The following is a 21,154-nucleotide window of genomic DNA, read 5'->3' as shown; positions in this document are numbered from 1 at the left end:
ATACTAAAGTTATTAATGTTTTTAAGTTATTTTTCTAGATCCCGTGGTTAAGCCACGGGATGACACAGTGGGCAATAAATAGCATTCATTAAATAGAATAAATGCCGATTAGTGCTGCCTCGGCAAGTAAATGTTTTTGCAGGGCTAATACTAAATCTGGCTTGCTAGCATTCTCATCAAGCTCAAGATAATCATTTAGGGCATATAGTTTAAAAAAATAACGATGAGGTTTGCCGGCAGGTGGACAAGGACCGCCGTATTTTTTTTCTTGCCAGCTATTGTTTAAAAGTTTAATACTACTATCTATTTGTCCTTCTGAAAGCTTAGTAATAGAAGCAGAAATATTATATATTACCCAATGATCCCATATACCGTGTGGCGGTGCTATTTCTACCGGTGCATCCGGATCATCCATTATAAGTGCAAAAGATTTAGTATCTGAAAGAGCATTACTCCATTCTAGATGCGGTGAAACATTTTGTCCTTTACAAGTAAATTTATCAGGAATGCGATCATTATATTTAAATGCCGTACTTGTTATTATGAAAGTCATAGGTTGCTCCTTTTGTTATAACGTCATTGCGAGCAGCCATAAGCTGCGTGGCAATCTCATGAAATAATAAAATTCCTGAGATTGCTTCGGCAATTACTTCGTAATTTTCCTCGCAATGACGTTTTGTCTATCAATTCACAACTTGCCATTGTCCGTCAGGTTGGCGGCATGCATTACCGTATGCTTTTTGTTGTTTTCCGCCTATTACAACTGTTTGAGTGTACTCACGGCAATATTGACCAGTGCTATTTCTATAAGTTTTATTAGGTGTTACGTAACCGTAATTGCCGTTATCCGGATTACGCCATTCTACGTTACTACCACTAGGAGCTGTTTCTAAAGCTCTCTGTGAGGTAAGCTCTGCAAGTCTTCTATCCTGTTCATCCATACCTGTACCGATTTGTCCACCAAGAACTGCTCCAAGTAATGCACCTACACCTACTCCAACAAGCTGTCCTTTGCCCTTACCGAATTGAGAACCAAGTAATGCGCCGCCAGCACCGCCAAGAAGTGTTCCTGTACCTTGTTTATTCATACCGCCCGGACCGTTACAGGCTTGTAACATAGAAGTTGCAAGAGCTATAATCATAATTTTAGATAATAGTTTCATATAATTCTCTCTAAATTAATATATAATTAATAAGTATATGGTTTTTAGAATTTTGTAAAGCTAAAACTAGATTCTGTAAACAAAATTTAAATTATTTGTATTTTAAAATATTATTTTTAATTTTGTTCACAGAACCTCATTATAATTGAATTTTATATTTTCTTTGTTAAACTACAAATAAATAAATTGGAAAGATTTGTCATGGATACTAATAGCCGTAATCGGTTAATAAAATCGGCATCTTATTTATCGGTTACTACGGCATTAATTATTTTAAGTATAAAATTATATGCTTGGGTTGTTACCGATTCGCAATCAATCCTTGCTTCTTTAATTGATTCAATGCTTGATATAACTTCCTCCTTTATTAATCTAATAGCTTTAAGATTTGCCCTGCAACCGCCGGATCATCATCATCGATTCGGGTATGAAAAACTGCAGGATTTAACAATTTTTTCTCAATCGATATTTTTCTTTGCTTCAGCTTTTTTTGTAGGCTTTTCTTCGGTTAAATCTTTATTTGAAAAAATAAAACCGGAGAATATTAGCGACGGTACTACTGTAATGTATGTATGTATATTCTTAACAATTATTTTAGTGTTTTACCAAACTTATGTAATTAAAAAAACAGGATCGGAAATAGTAAAAGCCGATAAGCTTCATTATTTCACGGACTTACTAACTAATGTTATAGTAATTATCTCTATAAATTTAAGTGATTATTTTTGGTTTGTTGACCCATTATTTGGTGTAGTTATTTCGTTATATATATTTCACTCTTCTTATTCTTTATTTAAAAAGGCATTTAAAAATTTAGTAGATCATGAATTACCCGAACAAGACAGACAAAAAATTATCTCGATAGTTAATAACCATTTAGGGGCAAAAGGTATGCACGAAATGAAAACTAGATATGCCGGTCAAAAAGCTTTTATCCAGTGCCATCTGGAAATGGACGGCAATATGTCGCTTTATAATGCTCATAAAATTAGCGATGAGATTGCTTTTGAAATATTGCAGGAATTTCCGGAGGCTGAAATAATTATCCACCAAGATCCTTTTGGAATCGAAGAACACGTAAAGTACCGTGAATATATTGTTAGATAAAGAAGCTAATTTTAATAATTTTTTCATGGAGCAAGCTTTAAAACAAGCAAAGATTGCTTTTGATAAAAATGAAGTCCCGGTCGGAGCGGTAGTTGTAGATAGGTTAAATCAGAAAATTATTGCTAGTACCCATAACAATACGGAAGAAAAAAATAACGCTCTTTATCATGCTGAAATTATTGCTATTAATGAAGCATGTAATCTTATATCTTCTAAAAATTTAAATGATTATGATATTTACGTTACTTTAGAACCTTGTGCTATGTGTGCGGCAGCTATAGCTCATAGCAGGTTAAAACGTTTATTTTATGGGGCTTCTGATTCCAAGCACGGAGCAGTCGAAAGTAATTTGCGATATTTTAACAGTAGTGCTTGTTTTCATAGACCGGAAATATATAGCGGAATTCTTGCCGAAGATTCGGGGCTATTAATGAAAGAGTTTTTTAAGAGGATAAGAACTGTTATTTCTAGCCACAGAATGACATAAAGAAGTAAGAAAACATGCTAAAACTATTAATCCCCTATTATTTTAATAAATTATCAAAGGTTATAATACCTATATTAGCTATATCTACTTGCGTAATGATGATTATAGGTCTTTATTTAGCCCTCATAGTTTCGCCGGTAGATTATCAGCAAGGTAATTTTGTACGCATTATGTATGTTCATGTCCCTGCCTCTTGGATGGCTCTTGGTGTTTATGTTTTCATGGCAGTATGCAGCTTTAGCTATTTAGTATGGAAAACTACTATTAGCTATTTGCTAGCCGTAGCTTCTAGTTACGTTGGGGCTACTTTTACTTTGATTAGTTTAGTAACAGGTTCTTTATGGGGAAAACCTATATGGGGGACATGGTGGGTTTGGGATGCAAGACTTACTTCCATGCTCATATTATTTTTATTATATTTAAGCTATATTATTATAGTGAATAGTGCGGATAATATAAGAAAGGCACAAAATCCTTCTTCTATTATTGCTCTTATCGGACTGATTAACATACCGATAGTAAAATTCTCGGTAAATATTTGGTATAGTCTGCATCAGCCTGCTAGTGTTTTAAGGCTAGGGAGTCCAACTATTCACTCTTCAATGCTAAAGCCTTTAATTATCATGTTTATTAGTTTTATATTATATTTTCTATTAGTATTACTTTTAAGAACTGCTATATTAATCGACAAAATCAAAAACAGATAATAAAATGACTTATGTTGTAACCGATGAATGCGTAAAATGTAAATATACCGATTGTGTTGAAGTATGTCCTGTAGATTGTTTTTATGAAGGTGAAAGGGAAGATGATTTTATGTTAGTCATTAACCCCGATGAATGTATAGATTGCGGCGTTTGTGTTCCTGATTGTCCTATAGGTGCTATTAAACCTGAATCACCGGGGTTAATAGAATGGGTAGAACGTGCAAAAGATTTTATAGAAAATAAAGGATGGAAAAATATTACCAAAAAAAAAACTGCTTTGCCTGATGCCGATAAATTTAAAGATGAGAAAGATAAGTTTAATAAATACATAGGTTCTGTAAAATAACATGAATTAACTATATGTGTTTATTTTGTCACAAAACTTAATAAAAGCTTTATTATATGAATCTAATTGCCGATTAAATATAGAACTAAAAAATATAATATGTTATATATACCATTAAGATAATGTTTAATTATTTAATTTGAGGTGCTAATCATGAAAAAGTTACTTTTAATAGCTGCTACAAGTGCAACAATTTTGTCTTCTAGCCTATCATTTGCTGAGGGCATGGGTTATGAGTGGTATTTAAGAATAGATACCGGTGCAGCAATGTTTAATGAAGAAAAAGATAAGGCAACCGGTGTTAAATTAAAATCTAATACAACTGTTCCAGTTGCTTTAGGTATCGGTTATTATATTTCCGAAAACTTTAGAGCCGATTTAACTTTAGGTACTATAATCGGTGGTAAGTTAAAGAAATCCGGAGCTGCGACTAATGCACCTTTTACCCGTACTAATGTTTCAGCAAGCCATAAACCTACTATTACACGTTTACTTATTAACAGTTATGTAGATTTAACTAATTTTGATATGTTCGATGTTTTTGCTGGTGCCGGTGTTGGTCCTGCATTAGTTAAAGAAAAAATTACATATAATGGGATAACCGGTCTTTCATCTAACACTAAAAACAGAACTAATATTTCTTACAAGCTAACTTTAGGTACTTCTGCACAAATTGCCGACGGTATTAAAGTAGAACTAGCTTATAGCTGGATAGATGATGGTAGAACAAAAAGTAAGAATGTAATTTACCAAGGAACAAGTGTACCAACCGGTGGTATGCATTATCAAAGCCATAACTTAACAGCCGGTATAAGATTTGATATATAATTAACAAGAATATATTAATAGTTTTAGGTAATAACCTAATATCATACCGTGGCTTAACCACGGTATCTAGAAATACAAAAAAAAAGACTGGATTCTGGTGGTTAAGCCACGGAGTGATATTAGACAACAACTCAGAAATGTCACTTAAAGCTATTTTTTATCGAATTTAGGTAAAAATTGTAAAATTATTATCTAATATCGTTTTTACTAACAACTAATAAAATTTAAAGGAAAAATTTAACAATATGAAAAAATTACTTTTAATAGCAGCTGCAAGCACAGCACTTTTAACTTCTGGTCTTTCATTTGCTGATTGCGATATGAATTCTTCTGTAGATTCATCTACTAATTCATCGATGTCATCATCTGTGGAAAATCAATGGTATTTAAAACTTAATGCCGGCGGTGTGATTTTTAACAAAACAAAACCTAAAGGAGCAGATTTTAAGTTAAATAATATAAAGTCTAATACAGGATTTACAGGTGAGATCGGTGCGGGTTACTATATCATGGATAATCTAAGAACCGATTTAACAATTGGAACGGTAGCAAGTAGTCATTTAAAGAAATCAAAAACTTATCCAGACGGTAATTCTTTCTCAGTAAAAAATAAACCTACTATTGTAAGTGTATTACTTAACGGTTATGTTGATTTCGTCGATTTAAGCATGTTTAAAGTATTTGCAGGTGCAGGTGTTGGTGCTGCTTTTGTAAAGGAAAAAATTAACTCTAAAGATATTAAAGGTGGTGTAACTGACACTTTCAACGGTACTACTAAAAACAAAACTAACTTTGCTTATCAATTATCTTTAGGAACTTCATTTGAAGTTGCACAAGGTGTAAAAGCTGAACTAGTTTATAGCTGGAGAGATTACGGTAAAACAAAAAATACCACCAAAACTATTGACGGGGATAAAGTTAAATTTGGTGGAACCCGTTATAAAGGTCATAACTTAATGGCAGGATTAAGATTTGATATGTAATTAGTCTTAAATCTTTTTACAAGCTATTAACACGAAAAAGGAGTCTTTAATAAAGACTCCTTTTTTTGTTTGTATGTCTTGGTATTGCCTACGTGGATACTGAGACGTCATGAGCTAAGCGACTGCAAGGTATTATCGCATGATTCAGCTTTTTTGTCATTGCGAGGAAAATTACGAAGTAATTGACGAAGCAATCCAGTAAAAAATTCTGATTTACAGCATTTTTATTATTTTTCCTAGATCCTACGGCTGCAGAGTTGTTGTATGGTTAGCCCGTACGATGTCATTCCCGCGGAAGCGGGAATCCAGAAAAATAACTTCAATATTGATATAGAAGTTACATATTTGGTAAACTAAACATATAAAAAACTTGTTTTTTGATGTTTTACTAGATTCCCGCTTCTGCGGGAATGACATAAACTGAGCCAGGCAACAACACCTACAAGCTTGCGGAGTTATAGTAGAGATGGCATTGATATTCATGCCAACAAACTCTTAATCTAAAGACTCTTTTTGCCTTTATAAAACGTTACGTTCATTTGATGTATTGCTGCAAAGCCTAAATAAATTTTAATACGTTCTAGAATAATATCTTGATAATAAGGTAATTCTGCTGCAGTAGCATTATCTTCAGCTTGTATAAACAGCGTATTAATCTTTTGTTTTTTATAAGTATAGGTGGTGATTTTTAAAGGTAATGCTTTAGTGCTGAAGTTAAACCCGACTATTTTATTCCAGTTAATCATGATTTCAGGCAGCAATGGATGTTGTTTAGCAAATATACGTCTAACTATTTTATCGATATCCTCTTTAATTAGCTTCATTTTAATAAACTCTGCACTGTTAAAGTTATGACTGCTAAAGCAAGCATTATAGATATTACGGGAAAATGTAAAGATGTAACCGATATGATCATTAAAAATATATTACAAACTGCTATAATCGATACTACTTGTTTATGAGATTTACCTTTTTGTACTGCTTTTTGAAAAAAATGTTTTAAATGAGGCTGCCAAATTTTTTCTTTATTGAGTAGCCGAATTAATATGGTTAGCACTGCATCAGTGATGTAATATAAGCTAGCAATAGCACAAGCTATAAATAAATTAGTGCTTGTAAGAGCCAGCAGGAGCAAACAAAGACCCGTTAAGAATCCAAGACTAATACTTCCCACGTCTCCTAAAAATATTTTTGCCGGATGCCAATTAAATATTAAAAAACCACAAGAACCACCAAGAATAATAACATTTACACTAGCTATAAAATATGGATTATTAATAGTCGGAAATTGTAAAAAACATAATATAAGCATAGTGCTAGATAGATGGATAGATTCCACACAACTCATACCGTCTATACCGTCCATAAAATTATATATATTAATAAAACCGCTTAAAGCTATAACTAAAATAGAATATATTAGTATATGTACAGAGTTTAGCTGCGAAAAAAGAAAAATAGCAAAAGCTGCACAAATTAAGTGGACTATTAAACGAATTAGAATAGGTACGGCTTTTAAGTCATCTAAAAAGGAAATCGAAGCAATTGCCAATAATAACGGTAATATTTTTATTGAATTAACAAAGTTATTGCTCGTTATATATTCAAACCCGCTCAAAGCAATCATTACAACAACTACAATAGCAAGACCGCCGCCGCGCGGTGTTATCTTATCATGAGAACGACGGTTACTTGGTATATCAACTAAACCGATAGTAGGAAGATATTTAGTTAATATATATGTTAATATAACGGTGGATATAAAAGAAAAAATAAATAATGTGCTGTAGCTATTTATATTCATAGGAACATATTAGATTTAAAACTATAATATTTACGGTTTGGCATGTCTCTACTATCTTATTTGTCATATGAATGTTGGCTTTTGAAGGTTCAGGGCTACCGCTTGGATGATGATGCACAAGTATAAGGCTGCTTGCTTCGTTAAATAAAGCTCGTTTAATTATCTCACGTGGATATACCGCAGCTTGGTCTATAGTTCCTTGACTTAAAACCTCATCAGCAATTAAAATATTTTTCTTATTCAAAAATAATATACGAAATTGCTCGAGTCGCATATTGCCCATATTAACTTTTAAATAATCAATCCAAGAACTCCAAGAAGCATTAATATTTTTATTTATTATTTTTTGTTTCAATACTCTAATTTATCAGTTCACGTAGAGCAAAATTGATATATAAATTTTCATTGGTGCCTTTAATACTAAGTAGCCTTTCCTTATCAAGGTTAATTAAATCCGTAATATCAAAATGATCAAGTAATTTTTTAGCAAGAGGTTTTATGTCTTTACGAGGGATAGCCGAAAATAACATTACTTCAAGTAATTCGTAATCAGAAAAATGTTCTGCTCCAGCGGCAACGAAGCGTTCTTTTACTCTTTTACGGTGACCTATATAATGAGGCGTATCTATTATTTCATCATTACTAAATTCTAACAAATTATTTTCTAACATTTTTTATGTTTATTCAAATTATAAATAAGTAAAATGTTGCTGATGTCATTCCTAGCTAAAAGCGGGAATCCAGTAATCTTTAATGTCATCCTAGCTAACTTGATCGCGGGATCTAGTCTTTTTAAATGCTTTTTGGATCCCGTGGTCAAGCCACGGGATGACACTGAGTACGTTTTTTGATCCACGCAACAATGTCCCGCGGGAATGACATAGATAGCCATACAACAAAATCAATTTTTACCCTACAGTTTAGTATGGAGGATAATCAAGTTTTTTAGGTGATAACGTAAATATTTCAAAACCGTCTTTAGTCACGCCTATAGTATGCTCAAATTGAGCCGATAATGATTTATCACGTGTAGTAACTGTCCATCCATCTAGTTTACTTAATATAGTGTCATAATTACCGGCATTTATCATAGGTTCAACGGTGAAAAACATCCCTTCTTCTAACGTTAGACCCGTGCCGCTGCGACCGTAATTTAATATTGACGGTTCGTCATGAAAAACTCTTCCGATACCGTGACCCGTATAATCTCTAACCACAGAATAATTATGTTTCTCGGCATAGCTTTGAATAGCATGTCCGATATCACCGAGTTTAGCACCGGGTCTAACTACTTCAATCCCTTTCATCATTGCATCATAAGTTACTTGAATAAGACGCTTTGGCTTAATTGCTACGTCACCGACATAATACATACGGCTAGTATCACCGTACCAACCGTCTAAAATTACCGTAACATCAATATTTACTATATCACCGTTTTTTAACGGTTTATCGTTGGGAATGCCGTGACAAACCACATGATTTATAGAAGTACAAATCGATTTCGGAAAGCCTTTGTAATTTAACGGTGCAGGAACGGCATTATGAGAAGTAATAAAATTATGACAAAGGCCATTTAAACTATTAGTAGTGACATTCGGTTTTACGTGATCAGTAATAAAATCGAGCGTCTCTGCAGCTAATTTTCCTGCTGCCCGCATCTTTATGAAATCTTTTCCCGTGTGGATTTTTATGGTCATGAATTTTGGTTACCTTTCCCTCAAAAAAATATATTTTCATAATACAAAATGGTTCTTTTAATGTAAATAACTTATGCTATTCTTGTGAGAAGTGCTGCTATGTTACTTGATGTAGGTTTTGGATATTATATAATTGCTAATATAATTATTATTTAACATAATGGGTGTAGTGAGGTTATTATTTGCTCTTTCTGTTGTGGCTGCACATTCAACTTCTCATCCATTGCTTAAATTTATAGGTACAACAATTGCAGTACAATCTTTTTTCATAATTTCCGGCTTTTATATGGCTATGATTCAGAGCAATTATACAAGCAAAATAAAATTTTGGAAACGTAGATATTTAAGGCTTTATCCTACTTATATCTTTTGTATTTTAGTTACTTGCTTCTTGCAGCAAAAATTTTCTTTTTTAAGCAATTGTGTAATCTTCCATTTCCGGCTGGTTTTTTTAATTTTTGCAAACCTAACAATGTTGTTGCAAGATGTAACAATGTTTATTGGAATTAATAATAATACAGTACATTTTACAAAATACTTTATTGACTCCACGCCTCCTCTTTATCAATTTTTGTTGATACCTCCTGGTTGGTCAATTGGGCTAGAAATTTCTTTTTATTTAATGGCACCTTGGATTCTAAAAAAGAAAAATATCTATATTTTATCCATAATTTGTATATCTTTAATTACTAGAATTATTCTTCAGTTTAATGGATTTATAGGAGATTCTTGGTCTTATAGATTCTTTCCTTCTGAACTTGCAGTTTTCTTAATTGGTAGTCAAGCATTTTATATTTATACTAATCAAGAAATAAACGAAAAAAAGTCTTGGCTTAGTCAATTACTCTATTTATATATTATATTAATAATTATTACTTTTCCGTTTATCCCAATAGAGCCTCAACTAAAAAAATTACTTTTTTATTGTTTATTTGCTCTATCTTTAGGAAAAATATTTGACTTAACCAAAGATAATAAGTTAGACAAATTAATTGCTTTACTCTCTACCCAATATATTGTTGTCATTTAATTGTCTTGTATAATATATTACCTGCTATTTCATATTGGGCTGATAATGGGACATTTCTTAATACGTTGGTTACTTTTATAACAGTAATAATTATTTCTTTATTGAAAAGCCTATAGAGTATTATAGAAAAAGATATAAAACTCATAATTTAGCTTAATATTTAAAACTATGCTATATTACATAAATAAAATTCTTTCAAACAATAAGGTACAAGTCGTTATCTTAGGGATAATCGGGCTTGGGATTGTTACTGTTCTCACGTCATATAATATAGACGATCCGTCGTTTAACTCGGTCACAACAGAGTACCATAGTAATTTAGTAGGAATTTTTGGCTCTTATTTATCGGATTGTTTATATCAATTTTTTGGGTTGGCTGCTTTTATCATACCGCTTGCTTGCTTTGTTTGGGGGAGAAATTGTTGGTATGGAAGATATCGCGGCTCATTTATCCGTATGTTTGTAATGTTGCTTGCTCTCGTTAGCAGTAGCACATTATTATCTAAGATTAAGCTAGAATTCATACCGGCAAATGCAGGTGGAGCTATCGGAATAATAGCTTCTAATTTTTTTGAGCGATTTACAAATCAACTATACTTATTATTAATATTTTTTACCTTTATTATATTAGTTGTTTTATTTGAAATTAAATTTACTTCTTTAAGTAATTTTATTATTAAGCTAGGGAAATTTTTAATCTATCGGATACAATCTTTTTTACATAATGTATTTTCACGATTGCCGTCGATAAGATTATTCCCTGCTAAAAACAATGATAAGATAAATATAACTTCTTCTTACCAAAAGCCTGTAAGTGAAAAAGTAAAATTTCCTGAAGAAGCGCGATCCGTACCTGCAAATCCTATAAAATTCTTTAGCAAACCTGTTAGCCCTAAAATATCTCAAAGCGAAATAGCAGAATTGCCGCCTATTTCGTTATTACGTGATCCTGAAAAACATCATGTAAAAGGAGCTTCGTCCTCAGAGCTTAAACAAAAGGCTGAAGAGTTATTAACCGTGCTGAATGATTTTGGAGTTAAAGGGCAGATAATTAATATCAATCAAGGACCGGTGGTAACTCAATATGAATTTGAGCCGGCAGCAGGTACGAAAACATCAAGGGTAGTAGGATTATCTGACGATATAGCACGCTCACTATCTGCTTTATCAACAAGGATAGCAGTCATACCCGGCAAAAATGTACTTGGTATTGAGCTTCCTAATAAGCAGCGTGAATTCTTTTGCCTAAAAGAACTTATAGAGACCCCAGAATACCAAGACAAATCAACTTTATTGCCGTTAGTCTTGGGTAAAGATTTAGCAGGTAAGCCGCTGATTGCCGATCTTGCTAAAATGCCTCATTTATTAGTAGCAGGAACCACCGGCTCAGGTAAATCCGTCGGTATTAATGTGATGATTGTGTCGCTCTTATACCGCTATACTCCCGAAGAATGTCGCTTTATCATGATTGATCCGAAAATGCTTGAATTATCGGCTTATGATGGAATACCGCATTTGCTAACTCCTGTGGTAACCGAGCCTTCTAAAGCGGTAGTTGCTCTTAAATGGGCAGTTAAGGAAATGGAAAACCGTTATAGAATGATGAGCAATATCGGTGTTAAGAATATCGCAGGTTATAATGCAAAAATCTTAGAAGCGGTTAAAGAGAATAGGGTAATTGAGCGTTCGATTCAAACTGGTTTTGACCCTGAAACAGGTAAGCCTATTTACGAAACCGTTACAATGAACATGGAAAAACTGCCTTACATAGTGGTTATTGTTGATGAGATGGCTGATTTAATGCTAGTTGCCGGTAAGGATATTGAAATGCTGATTCAAAGGCTTGCTCAGATGGCAAGAGCGGCAGGCATCCATATTATTATGGCAACGCAAAGACCTTCTGTAGACGTTATTACTGGTGTCATTAAAGCCAATTTTCCAAGTCGTATTAGTTTTAAAGTTACCTCTAAAATCGATAGCCGAACGATTTTAGGAGAGCAAGGCTCCGAGCAGTTACTCGGTATGGGTGATATGTTATTTATGGGGAGTACTTCCAAGATAAGTAGGGTACACGGACCGTTTGTTAATGAAGCCGAAATTGAGCAAATTACGGAATATTTGAAAGAGAGCGGTACGCCTGAATATATTTCTGCCGTTACCGAGCAACCTGAAGAAGACGATAGTAGCATTGATATCGGTGACGGCACCTCTGATGAAGTGCTTTACAAAAAAGCTGTGCAGATAGTGCGTGACGAACGCAAATCTTCCATTAGCTATATCCAAAGGTCGCTTAGAATTGGCTATAACAAAGCTGCCAACTTAGTTGAGAAGATGGAGAAAGAGGGAATAGTCTCACCACCGAATCATACAGGTAAAAGAGAGATATTATTGCCTGAGAGGTAGGGTATTTTTTCGTCATGCGCTACGCAGCCGTAGGCGTTGTTGCATGGCTCTTATGTCATTCCTGCGAAAGCAGGAATCCAAGAAAAAATTATAGATACAGCAAATTTTTGAAATTTAAAGCTCGCTTTATGCTGGATTTCTGCTTTTGCAGGAATGACATAAGAGCCATGCAACAAGGCCAGCGTCGCTACGGAATGACATATAATCTATACATAAAAATATCATCTATGTTATTAATTATAATAGACATACTAAAAAAGTTGCGTTATAACACTTTTTAAGTGATTTAATTTTTATTAAGGTTTACATATATGGCGAATATTTCTCCAAAATTATTTCAAAAAGCAATACAACAAGGTCTTAAAGCCGCTTTATTCACCACCTCAACCGCAGCGATAATGCTGAGTAGTAGCGGGGCACTCGGTGTTGCTGCAGGTGTTATTGCTACTAATAATAATGCAGCATTTAGTGATAATGTTGGCAATAATAATTGGAATGAGATAACGGCTGGAGGGGTAGCTAATGGTACTCCTGCTGGCAGTCCTCAAAACAATTGGGCATTTACTTACGGTGGTGATTATACTATCACTGCAGATGCAGCCGATCGTATTATTACGGCTATAAATGTTGCGGGTACTACTCCCGTAGGTCTAAATATTGCTCAAAATACCGTCGTTGGTTCGATTATAACGAGAGGTAACTTGTTGCCTGTTACTATTAATGCCGGCAAAAGCTTAACTTTAAACGGTAATAATGCTGTTGCTGCAAATCATGGTTTTGATTCTCCTGCCGATAATTATACAGGTTTAGGAAATATAGCTTTAGGGGGAGCGAATGCTGCACTAATTATACAATCTGCAGCCCCGGCAAAGATAACACTTGCAGGAAATATAAATGGAGGAGGTATAATAACTGTCAAGACAGATGCTGCCATTAACGGAACAATAGGTAATACAAATGCATTAGCAACAGTGAATGTAGGAGCAGGTAAAGCCACGTTAGGGGGAGCGGTTATTAAAGCTACTACGACTAAATTAACGAATGCTGCATCGGTATTAACCCTTACAAATGCAAATGCAGTATTAACAGGTGCGATTGATAACACCACAGGCGTTGATAATGTAGGTGTCTTAAATTTAAATGGTGCATTAAGTCAAGTAACTGGGAATATAGGTAATACAAATGCATTAGCAACAGTGAATGTAGGAGCAGGTTTGCTACAAGTACAAGGCGGAGTGGTAAAATCGAATACAATAAACTTAACGGATAATGCGTCAGCAGTGACATTTACGAATCCTGTAGTGGTAACCGGAGCGATAGATAATACCGGTAATGCAAATAATGGTATAGCGACGTTTACCGGTAATAGTACAGTAACTGGCAATATAGGTAATACAAATGCATTAGCAATAGTGAATGTAGGAGCAGGTTTGCTACAAGTACAAGGCGGAGTGGTAAAATCGAATACAATAAACTTAACGGATAATGCGTCAGCAGTGACATTTACGAATCCTGTAGTGGTAACCGGAGCGATAGATAATACCGGTAATGCAAATAATGGTATAGCGACGTTTACCGGTAATAGTACAGTAACTGGGAATATAGGTAATACAAATGCATTAGCAACAGTGAATGTAGGAGCAGGTTTGCTACAAGTACAAGGCGGAGTGGTAAAATCGAATACAATAAACTTAACGGATAATGCGTCAGCAGTGACATTTACGAATCCTGTAGTGGTGACCGGAGCGATAGATAATACCGGTAATGCAAATAATGGTATAGTAACGTTTACCGGTAATAGTACAGTAACTGGCAATATAGGTAATACAAATGCATTAGCAACAGTGAATGTAGGAGCAGGTATAGCCACGTTAGAGGGAGCGGTTATTAAAGCTACTACGACTAAATTAACGAATGCTGCGTCGGTATTAACCCTTACAAATGCAAATGCAGTATTAACAGGTGCGATTGATAACACCACAGGCGTTGATAATGTAGGTGTCTTAAATTTAAATGGTGCATTAAGTCAAGTAACCGGGAATATAGGTAATACAAATTCATTAGCCACGATAAGTGTAGGAGCAGGTAAAGCCACGTTAGGGGGAGCGGTTATTAAAGCTACTACGACTAAGTTAACAGATGCTGCGTCAGCAGTGACATTTACGAATCCTGTAGTGGTAACCGGAGCGATAGATAATACCGGTAATGCAAATAATGGTATAGTAACGTTTACCGGTGATAGTACAGTAACTGGCAATATAGGTAATACAAATGCATTAGCAACAGTGAATGTAGGAGCAGGTATAGCCACGTTAGAGGGAGCGGTTATTAAAGCTACTACAACTAAATTAACGAATGCTGCGTCGGTATTAACCCTTACAAATGCAAATGCAGTATTAACAGGTGCGATTGATAACACCACAGGCGTTGATAATGTAGGTGTCTTAAATTTAAATGGTGCATTAAGTCAAGTAACCGGGAATATAGGTAATACAAATTCATTAAACGCAATAACTGGTTTGCTACAAGTACAAGGCGGAGTGGTAAAATCGAATACAATAAACTTAACGGATAATGCGTCAGCAGTGACATTTACGAATCCTGTAGTGGTAACCGGAGCGATAGATAATACCGGTAATGCAAATAATGGTATAGTAACGTTTACCGGTAATAGTACAGTAACTGGGAATATAGGTAATACAAATGCATTAGCAACAGTGAATGTAGGAGCAGGTTTGCTACAAGTACAAGGCGGAGTGGTAAAATCGAATACAATAAACTTAACGGATAATGCGTCAGCAGTGACATTTACGAATCCTGTAGTGGTGACCGGAGCGATAGATAATACCGGTAATGCAAATAATGGTATAGTAACGTTTACCGGTGATAGTACAGTAACTGGCAATATAGGTAATACAAATGCATTAGCAACAGTGAATGTAGGAGCAGGTTTGCTACAAGTACAAGGCGGAGTGGTAAAATCGAATACAATAAACTTAACGGATAATGCGTCAGCAGTGACATTTACGAATCCTGTAGTGGTAACCGGAGCGATAGATAATACCGGTAATGCAAATAATGGTATAGCGACGTTTACCGGTAATAGTACAGTAACTGGGAATATAGGTAATACAAATGCATTAGCAACAGTGAATGTAGGAGCAGGTTTGCTACAAGTACAAGGCGGAGTGGTAAAATCGAATACAATAAACTTAACGGATAATGCGTCAGCAGTGACATTTACGAATCCTGTAGTGGTAACCGGAGCGATAGATAATACCGGTAATGCAAATAATGGTATAGTAACGTTTACCGGTAATAGTACAGTAACTGGGAATATAGGTAATACAAATGCATTAGCAACAGTGAATGTAGGAGCAGGTTTGCTACAAGTACAAGGCGGAGTGGTAAAATCGAATACAATAAACTTAACGGATAATGCGTCAGCAGTGACATTTACGAATCCTGTAGTGGTGACCGGAGCGATAGATAATACCGGTAATGCAAATAATGGTATAGTAACGTTTACCGGTAATAGTACAGTAACTGGCAATATAGGTAATACAAATGCATTAGCAACAGTGAATGTAGGAGCAGGTATAACATTACAAGCTGGAGGAAGTCTAGATGCGAATAATATAGATTTTGGAGCCAGGAGTACTTTAGAGTTTAACGGACCTCTTGATGGTGGTGGTAACGCAATCCCTTATTATTTTAAAGGAGCTATAGCAAACGGCAATAATGCTATATTAAATGTTAATACAAAGTTACTTACGGCATATCATTTAACTATAGGAACAGTTGCAGAAATCAATATTGGAGCCGGTAATCTTTTTGCAATTGATGCAAGTGCTGGTGATGTTACTATATTAAATGCTCAAGATATTCATTTTAGAGCTCTAGATTCTGCTTTAGTACTTTCTAACTTAACCGGAGTCGGAGTAAATAATATATTATTAGCAGCTGATTTAGTAGCTCCCGGTGCTGATGAAGGTACGGTAGTCTTTAATGGTGGGGTTAATGGCCTGAATATTGGGAGTAATGTAGCAGGTACCGCTAGAAATATCGGTGATGGAGGCGGTAATAAATTTAACACTTTACTTATTTATAATGCCGTTACAATAACTGACGATGTAAATTTAGAAGGTATACAGAACGTGCTTATTAACAATAATGCAGATTTTACTAGTAGTACAGCATTTAATGCTGGTGCTATACAAATAAACGATGCTACTTATACGATTGATGCAAATAATGGTAATTTAAATATACCGGCAGGAAATATTCAATTTGCACATGCGGATGCTCAATTAATATTACAAAATAGTTCAGGAAACGACCGTACGATCACACTAGGTGCGAATATAGACCCTGATAATGACGATGAGGGTATAGTAATATTAAATTCTGTAACTGCAGGAAAAAAATTAACGATAGCTGGAGGCAAGACGTTTGGTGGAGCTCATAAGTTACAAACTATAGTTTTCAAAGGAGCGGGAGATTGTGGCGCGGCAGGTACCACTTTTAATACAACAAATATAGAGCTTAATATTACAGGTCAATTAGAACTTGGAGCTACTACGGCAAATGTAGTTTTATTTAATGATGCTGTTCAATTAACTCAAACCGGTAATATTGGCGGTTCCTTAGATTTTAATGCAAAAAACGGTACGGTAACATTAAATAACAATGTAAATGTTGCGGGAACAGTCCAAAATACCGGTGGTACTAATAACGGTACGTTAATAGTTTTAGGTGCAAGTAATCTTAATAGAGTAAACGGGATTGCTATGTTAAAAGTAGGTGCAGGAAATGTAACTATTGCCAAAGGCGGTAACGTTAAAATCGGCGAAATCCAAGGTACAGGCACAAATACTTTAACATTACCTGCACACTTTAACTTAACAGGCAGCATAAATAAAACCGGTGGTCAGGCTCTGAAGCTAAACTTCATGAATGGCGGTAGTGTTAGCGGTGTTGTAGGAACTGCGGCTAATTCGGTTGGTGATATCACAACGGCAGGTGCTACAAGTTTTGCAAGCAGTGTTAACGCAAAAGGTACGGCGACACTTGGCGGTACTACAAGTTTTGCCCATACATTCACTAATACAGGTGCGGTTACTTTAGCCAAAGGTTCTATCACTAGTTTTGCTAAAAATGTAACGGCTACCAGCTTTGTAGCTAACAGTGCTACTATTAATTTCGGCAATAGCCTAGCCTTTAATAGTAATATAACAGGTAGCGGTACTACACTTACTTTAGGTGCAAATCAAGTAACATATACTGGCACCGGTAGCTTTACCGATACGCTAACCTTAAATACTACTTTTGACGGAGCAGCTAAGTCAGGTGGTAATATCTTAATTAAATCAGGTAGTACTCTTGATTTATCAGGGGTTTCAACTTTAGCACTTGTTGTTACTGCTACTAATTTCGACATGAATAATATAAGCCCAGATACAAAATATACGGTAATATCTGCAGAAACAGCAGGTGGTTTAAAGCCTACTCCTAAAGAGAATGTTAAAATAACTATTAATAATGACAACCGTTTTGTTGACTTTACTTTTGATGCATCGACTTTAACGTTATTTGCAGAGGATATAGCTGCAGATGTTATAGATGAAGATTTTGCACCGGGTGGACCGCTTGCAAATATCCCAAATGCTGCAAATATAAAGAAATCGCTTGAGTTAATGGCGGATGCTCCCAATGGTTCAGATGCACGTCAAGCTTTCAATAACTTTGGTCTAATGACACCGCTACAGGAAGCAGATGCTACAACTCATCTCATGCAAGATGTTGTAAAACCTAGCGACACTATAGCTGCCGTTAATAATCAAGTTGTAGCGAGTAATATATCAAGTAATATAACTGCTCTAAATGCTAGAATGGATAAAGTACAAGCAGGGAATAAAGGTCCTGTTTCTTCTGGTGATGAAGATATGGATGCTAAGTTTGGTGCGTGGATAAGCTCGTTTGTCGGTAATGCAACGCAGAAGATGTGTAACAGTATAAGTGGTTATAAGTCTGATACAACTGGTGGCACTATAGGTTTTGACGGCTTCGTTAGCGATGATCTAGCACTCGGACTTGCATATACAAGAGCCGATACTGACATTAAGCTAAAAAATAATAAAACGGGCGATAAGAATAAGGTAGAGAGCAACATCTATTCTTTATACGGTTTATATAGTGTACCTTATGAAAATCTCTTCGTTGAAGCTATAGCATCTTACTCAGATAATAAGATAAGAAGCAAATCAAGACGTGTTATTGCAACGACACTAGAGAATGTCGGTTATCAAACTGCAAACGGTAAGTATAAATCCGAAAGCTATACAGGTCAGTTAATGGCTGGTTATACCTATATGATGCCTGAGAACATTAACTTAACACCGTTAGCTGGGCTTAGATATTCGACTATCAAAGATAAGGGCTATAAGGAAACCGGTACTACTTACCAAAATCTTACCGTTAAAGGCAAGAACTATAATACTTTCGACGGTTTACTCGGTGCTAAAGTATCAAGTAATATCAATGTCAATGAAATAGTGCTAACACCTGAGCTTTACGCAATGGTCGATTATGCATTCAAGAATAAAGTTTCGGCGATTGATGCAAGATTACAAGGTATGACTGCTCCTCTTCCAACCAACAGCTTTAAGCAAAGCAAAACAAGTTTTGATGTCGGTGTCGGTGTTACTGCTAAGCATAAAATGATGGAATACGGGATTAACTACGATACCAATATCGGAAGTAAGTATTTCGCTCAGCAAGGTAGTGTAAAAGTTCGTGTTAATTTTTAATTAACCGTTCTATAATCATAAAAAAAGCCTATATAGTTTGACTATATAGGCTTTTTTGCTTTATAATGTAGTTTTGAGAAGCGTCATTGCGAGGAGCGAAGCAACGTGGTAATCTCGTCAAATATCCTGAGATTGCTTCGTCACTTACTTCGTAATTTCCTTGCAATGAAGATAAAAACTTAAATAAAAAATTATGTTAGATAATATTAGAAAAACTGCCGATAGTTTTATAATGCGGGTTTTATTCGCAATGATAGCTTTTGCTTTTGTCGGCTTTGGTATTAAAGATGTATTAAATGGAAGAAGAAGCGGCGATATTGTTACTTTTTCTCATGTGAAAAATATCTCCCAGGAAGATTTTTTGAGAGCAAAATCTTTAGAAATTAATGCTATAAGTAAGCAAACGGGAACAAGTTTAACGGATGAAGAAATAGCACAGTTAAATATTGATAACCGAATCCTAAAAAGGCTTGTTTACGATAATGTCTTAGGTTATTTAGTGAGTTATTATGACTTAGATCTAAGTGATGATACAGTTAAAATTTTAGTTAAAGAATCACCGGTTTTTAAAAATGAGCAAGGTGTTTTCAATATAAAAATTTTTAAAACTTATTTTAGAAATTCTTATATGGATGAAGAAAAATATTTATTAAACTTCAAAGAAAAAGCTCTAAAAAATATTTTTGTTGGTACTTTTATAGAAAGTTTCTATGTTCCTAAAGCTATGACTGACAATATAGTAGATTATATGGCTGAAAAAAGAGAAGTAGAATTAATACAAATAGATTTACAAAATAAACCGAAAGATTTACAAATCCCTACTCCTACCGGTCAGCAATTAAAGGATTTTTACCAAGATAATAAAACCGCGTTTGAGGTACCTGAGAAACGCAGCTTTTCTTATATTAAAGCTAATATTAAGGATTTAAAAGTCTCAGTTACTCAAGATGAGTTGTTAGAATTTTATAATGAAAATAAAGATGAATTCGGTGATCAAAGTTTTGAAGCGGTACAAAAACAATTACATGATTTATTAAAGGCTCAAAAAATCGACATACTTAATATGGAGTTTGCTAAAAAGCTGGAAGATGAGACGGCAGCCGGTTCTAGCTTAGTTGAAATTGCCGAAAAATATAAGCTACCGATACAAAACGTTAACTATATCAGTTATGCAGAGCTTATTGAAGATAAAATAATTGCTGAAAGTGCCGATAGTATTTTTGAGCTTTCGGAAGGTGAATTATCTTATCCTATAGAAACAGAGGATAAAAGCTATCTTATATTGGTAGAATTAAAATCTATTCGGCCGGCAAAAATACCTGAATTTGATGCTATTAAAGAGCAGGTAAATAAAGCTTGGATAAAGCGGAATATTGCAGATATAAACTTAAAAATTATCAAGGATTTAGCAAAGGAATATAATTCAGATCAAGAGAACATAAAAGAGCTTAAAGCTACCGGAATAAAAATAAGCAAAAAAAGCTATATTAGATCCGAAATGGAAAATGATCTAACACTAACTCCTGAAATATTATTATCAATTTTTAATACTACAATAGGAAGTAATACGCCTGTATTTCAAGTAGGTGATGAAGTATATTTTGCACATATTAAATCTAGCAGTATCGATGAATTAACAGCTAAAAATATTCATGTCAATTCAGAAAAAAATATAATATATAATATTAAAAATTCTGTAATTGACCAGCTAATTAACTACACAATTATTCAGAATGATATGCAGGTAAAAGCTAATTTTAGTAAGTAGCGAAATCCATCAGGTCATA

At 34.6% G+C, this 21,154-nt stretch carries 17 protein-coding genes and 1 pseudogene; 11 read left to right on the top strand and 7 right to left on the bottom strand.

Annotated elements, in window-relative coordinates:
* Window positions 1-88: 88 nt before the first annotated feature.
* Entirely contained in the window at window positions 89-553 is a 465-nt protein-coding gene (locus RSL_RS06585) for a YbhB/YbcL family Raf kinase inhibitor-like protein (protein WP_014273845.1), read from the bottom strand.
* Window positions 554-598: 45 nt separating this feature from the next.
* Between RSL_RS06585 and RSL_RS10955 the strand changes: the two are divergent.
* A pseudogene (locus RSL_RS10955) lies at window positions 599-685 on the top strand (lytic transglycosylase domain-containing protein); the annotation flags it as partial.
* On the opposite strand, the gene RSL_RS06580 reads toward RSL_RS10955, so the two are convergent.
* Window positions 684-1,163, bottom strand: coding sequence for an RT0821/Lpp0805 family surface protein (locus tag RSL_RS06580; RefSeq protein WP_014273844.1), 480 nt, complete (start codon window positions 1,161-1,163; stop codon window positions 684-686). The pseudogene RSL_RS10955 and the gene RSL_RS06580 overlap by 2 nt on opposite strands.
* A 201-nt stretch (window positions 1,164-1,364) precedes the next feature.
* On the opposite strand from RSL_RS06580, the gene RSL_RS06575 reads away from it, so the two are divergent.
* From RSL_RS06575 to RSL_RS06550, 6 genes are all read left to right on the top strand, one after another.
* On the top strand, window positions 1,365-2,270 hold the full coding sequence (locus tag RSL_RS06575) for a cation diffusion facilitator family transporter (protein ID WP_014273843.1): 906 nt from the start codon (window positions 1,365-1,367) through the stop codon (window positions 2,268-2,270).
* Window positions 2,251-2,757: a nucleoside deaminase gene (locus RSL_RS06570; protein WP_004997207.1), complete on the top strand. Its 507-nt coding sequence runs from the start codon at window positions 2,251-2,253 to the stop codon at window positions 2,755-2,757. Before RSL_RS06575 ends, RSL_RS06570 begins: the two co-directional genes overlap by 20 nt.
* A 14-nt stretch (window positions 2,758-2,771) precedes the next feature.
* Window positions 2,772-3,464, top strand: coding sequence for a heme ABC transporter permease (locus RSL_RS06565; RefSeq protein WP_014273841.1), 693 nt, complete (start codon window positions 2,772-2,774; stop codon window positions 3,462-3,464).
* Between the two features lie 4 nt (window positions 3,465-3,468).
* Window positions 3,469-3,810: a ferredoxin family protein gene (locus RSL_RS06560; RefSeq protein WP_014273840.1), complete on the top strand. Its 342-nt coding sequence runs from the start codon at window positions 3,469-3,471 to the stop codon at window positions 3,808-3,810.
* A gap of 153 nt (window positions 3,811-3,963) precedes the next feature.
* On the top strand, window positions 3,964-4,638 hold the full coding sequence (locus RSL_RS06555; RefSeq protein ID WP_014273839.1) for an adhesin Adr: 675 nt from the start codon (window positions 3,964-3,966) through the stop codon (window positions 4,636-4,638).
* Window positions 4,639-4,883: 245 nt separating this feature from the next.
* On the top strand, window positions 4,884-5,621 hold the full coding sequence (locus RSL_RS06550) for an outer membrane protein (RefSeq protein WP_014273838.1): 738 nt from the start codon (window positions 4,884-4,886) through the stop codon (window positions 5,619-5,621).
* A 500-nt stretch (window positions 5,622-6,121) separates the two neighbouring features.
* Here RSL_RS06550 and RSL_RS06545 read toward each other — a convergent pair whose 3' ends face one another.
* The 5 genes from RSL_RS06545 to map all read right to left on the bottom strand — a co-directional run bounded on the left by RSL_RS06545 (window position 6,122) and on the right by map (window position 9,125).
* The gene (locus tag RSL_RS06545; protein WP_004997222.1) at window positions 6,122-6,445 is read right to left on the bottom strand and encodes a DciA family protein; all 324 of its coding nucleotides are present in this window, start codon (window positions 6,443-6,445) and stop codon (window positions 6,122-6,124) included.
* A complete protein-coding gene (locus RSL_RS06540; protein ID WP_014273837.1) occupies window positions 6,442-7,425 on the bottom strand; it encodes an MraY family glycosyltransferase in 984 nt (327 codons plus the stop codon). Before RSL_RS06540 ends, RSL_RS06545 begins: the two co-directional genes overlap by 4 nt.
* Window positions 7,412-7,780, bottom strand: a complete 369-nt coding sequence (locus tag RSL_RS06535; RefSeq protein ID WP_014411119.1) for a JAB domain-containing protein — start codon at window positions 7,778-7,780, stop codon at window positions 7,412-7,414. Before RSL_RS06535 ends, RSL_RS06540 begins: the two co-directional genes overlap by 14 nt.
* A 4-nt stretch (window positions 7,781-7,784) precedes the next feature.
* On the bottom strand, window positions 7,785-8,096 hold the full coding sequence (locus tag RSL_RS06530) for a UPF0758 domain-containing protein (RefSeq protein WP_014411118.1): 312 nt from the start codon (window positions 8,094-8,096) through the stop codon (window positions 7,785-7,787).
* Window positions 8,097-8,345: 249 nt separating this feature from the next.
* Window positions 8,346-9,125, bottom strand: coding sequence for a type I methionyl aminopeptidase (gene map, locus RSL_RS06525; protein ID WP_010977838.1), 780 nt, complete (start codon window positions 9,123-9,125; stop codon window positions 8,346-8,348).
* Between the two features lie 160 nt (window positions 9,126-9,285).
* Between map and RSL_RS06520 the strand changes: the two genes are divergently transcribed.
* The 4 genes from RSL_RS06520 to RSL_RS06505 all read left to right on the top strand — a co-directional run bounded on the left by RSL_RS06520 (window position 9,286) and on the right by RSL_RS06505 (window position 21,135).
* The gene (locus RSL_RS06520; RefSeq protein ID WP_014273836.1) at window positions 9,286-10,155 is read left to right on the top strand and encodes an acyltransferase family protein; all 870 of its coding nucleotides are present in this window, start codon (window positions 9,286-9,288) and stop codon (window positions 10,153-10,155) included.
* Window positions 10,156-10,323: 168 nt separating this feature from the next.
* Window positions 10,324-12,558, top strand: coding sequence for a DNA translocase FtsK (locus tag RSL_RS06515; RefSeq protein WP_041472127.1), 2,235 nt, complete (start codon window positions 10,324-10,326; stop codon window positions 12,556-12,558).
* 311 nt (window positions 12,559-12,869) lie between these two features.
* Complete coding sequence (locus tag RSL_RS06510; RefSeq protein WP_014273834.1) at window positions 12,870-19,367, top strand: autotransporter outer membrane beta-barrel domain-containing protein; 6,498 nt, start codon at window positions 12,870-12,872, stop codon at window positions 19,365-19,367.
* Between the two features lie 193 nt (window positions 19,368-19,560).
* Entirely contained in the window at window positions 19,561-21,135 is a 1,575-nt protein-coding gene (locus tag RSL_RS06505) for a SurA N-terminal domain-containing protein (RefSeq protein WP_014273832.1), read from the top strand.
* Window positions 21,136-21,154 lie beyond the last annotated feature (19 nt).

The sequence above is a fragment of the Rickettsia slovaca 13-B genome (genome assembly GCF_000237845.1).
Lineage (GTDB): Bacteria > Pseudomonadota > Alphaproteobacteria > Rickettsiales > Rickettsiaceae > Rickettsia > Rickettsia rickettsii.
Note: the sequence above shows the minus strand (reverse complement) of the source record. Positions and strands in the feature narration are given on the sequence as shown.

What these genes read in the sequence shown, in the direction of transcription:
- RSL_RS06505 (WP_014273832.1), top strand. Translation starts at nt 19,561, where the DNA reads ATGTTAGATAATATTAGAAAAACTGCCGATAGTTTTATAATGCGGGTT.
- RSL_RS06550 (WP_014273838.1), top strand. Translation starts at nt 4,884, where the DNA reads ATGAAAAAATTACTTTTAATAGCAGCTGCAAGCACAGCACTTTTAACT.
- map (WP_010977838.1), bottom strand. Translation starts at nt 9,125, where the DNA reads ATGACCATAAAAATCCACACGGGAAAAGATTTCATAAAGATGCGGGCA.
- RSL_RS06560 (WP_014273840.1), top strand. Translation starts at nt 3,469, where the DNA reads ATGACTTATGTTGTAACCGATGAATGCGTAAAATGTAAATATACCGAT.
- RSL_RS06580 (WP_014273844.1), bottom strand. Translation starts at nt 1,163, where the DNA reads ATGAAACTATTATCTAAAATTATGATTATAGCTCTTGCAACTTCTATG.
- RSL_RS06545 (WP_004997222.1), bottom strand. Translation starts at nt 6,445, where the DNA reads ATGAAGCTAATTAAAGAGGATATCGATAAAATAGTTAGACGTATATTT.
- RSL_RS06530 (WP_014411118.1), bottom strand. Translation starts at nt 8,096, where the DNA reads ATGTTAGAAAATAATTTGTTAGAATTTAGTAATGATGAAATAATAGAT.
- RSL_RS06515 (WP_041472127.1), top strand. Translation starts at nt 10,324, where the DNA reads ATGCTATATTACATAAATAAAATTCTTTCAAACAATAAGGTACAAGTC.
- RSL_RS06555 (WP_014273839.1), top strand. Translation starts at nt 3,964, where the DNA reads ATGAAAAAGTTACTTTTAATAGCTGCTACAAGTGCAACAATTTTGTCT.
- RSL_RS06585 (WP_014273845.1), bottom strand. Translation starts at nt 553, where the DNA reads ATGACTTTCATAATAACAAGTACGGCATTTAAATATAATGATCGCATT.
- RSL_RS06540 (WP_014273837.1), bottom strand. Translation starts at nt 7,425, where the DNA reads ATGAATATAAATAGCTACAGCACATTATTTATTTTTTCTTTTATATCC.
- RSL_RS06520 (WP_014273836.1), top strand. Translation starts at nt 9,286, where the DNA reads ATGGGTGTAGTGAGGTTATTATTTGCTCTTTCTGTTGTGGCTGCACAT.
- RSL_RS06565 (WP_014273841.1), top strand. Translation starts at nt 2,772, where the DNA reads ATGCTAAAACTATTAATCCCCTATTATTTTAATAAATTATCAAAGGTT.
- RSL_RS06575 (WP_014273843.1), top strand. Translation starts at nt 1,365, where the DNA reads ATGGATACTAATAGCCGTAATCGGTTAATAAAATCGGCATCTTATTTA.
- RSL_RS06510 (WP_014273834.1), top strand. Translation starts at nt 12,870, where the DNA reads ATGGCGAATATTTCTCCAAAATTATTTCAAAAAGCAATACAACAAGGT.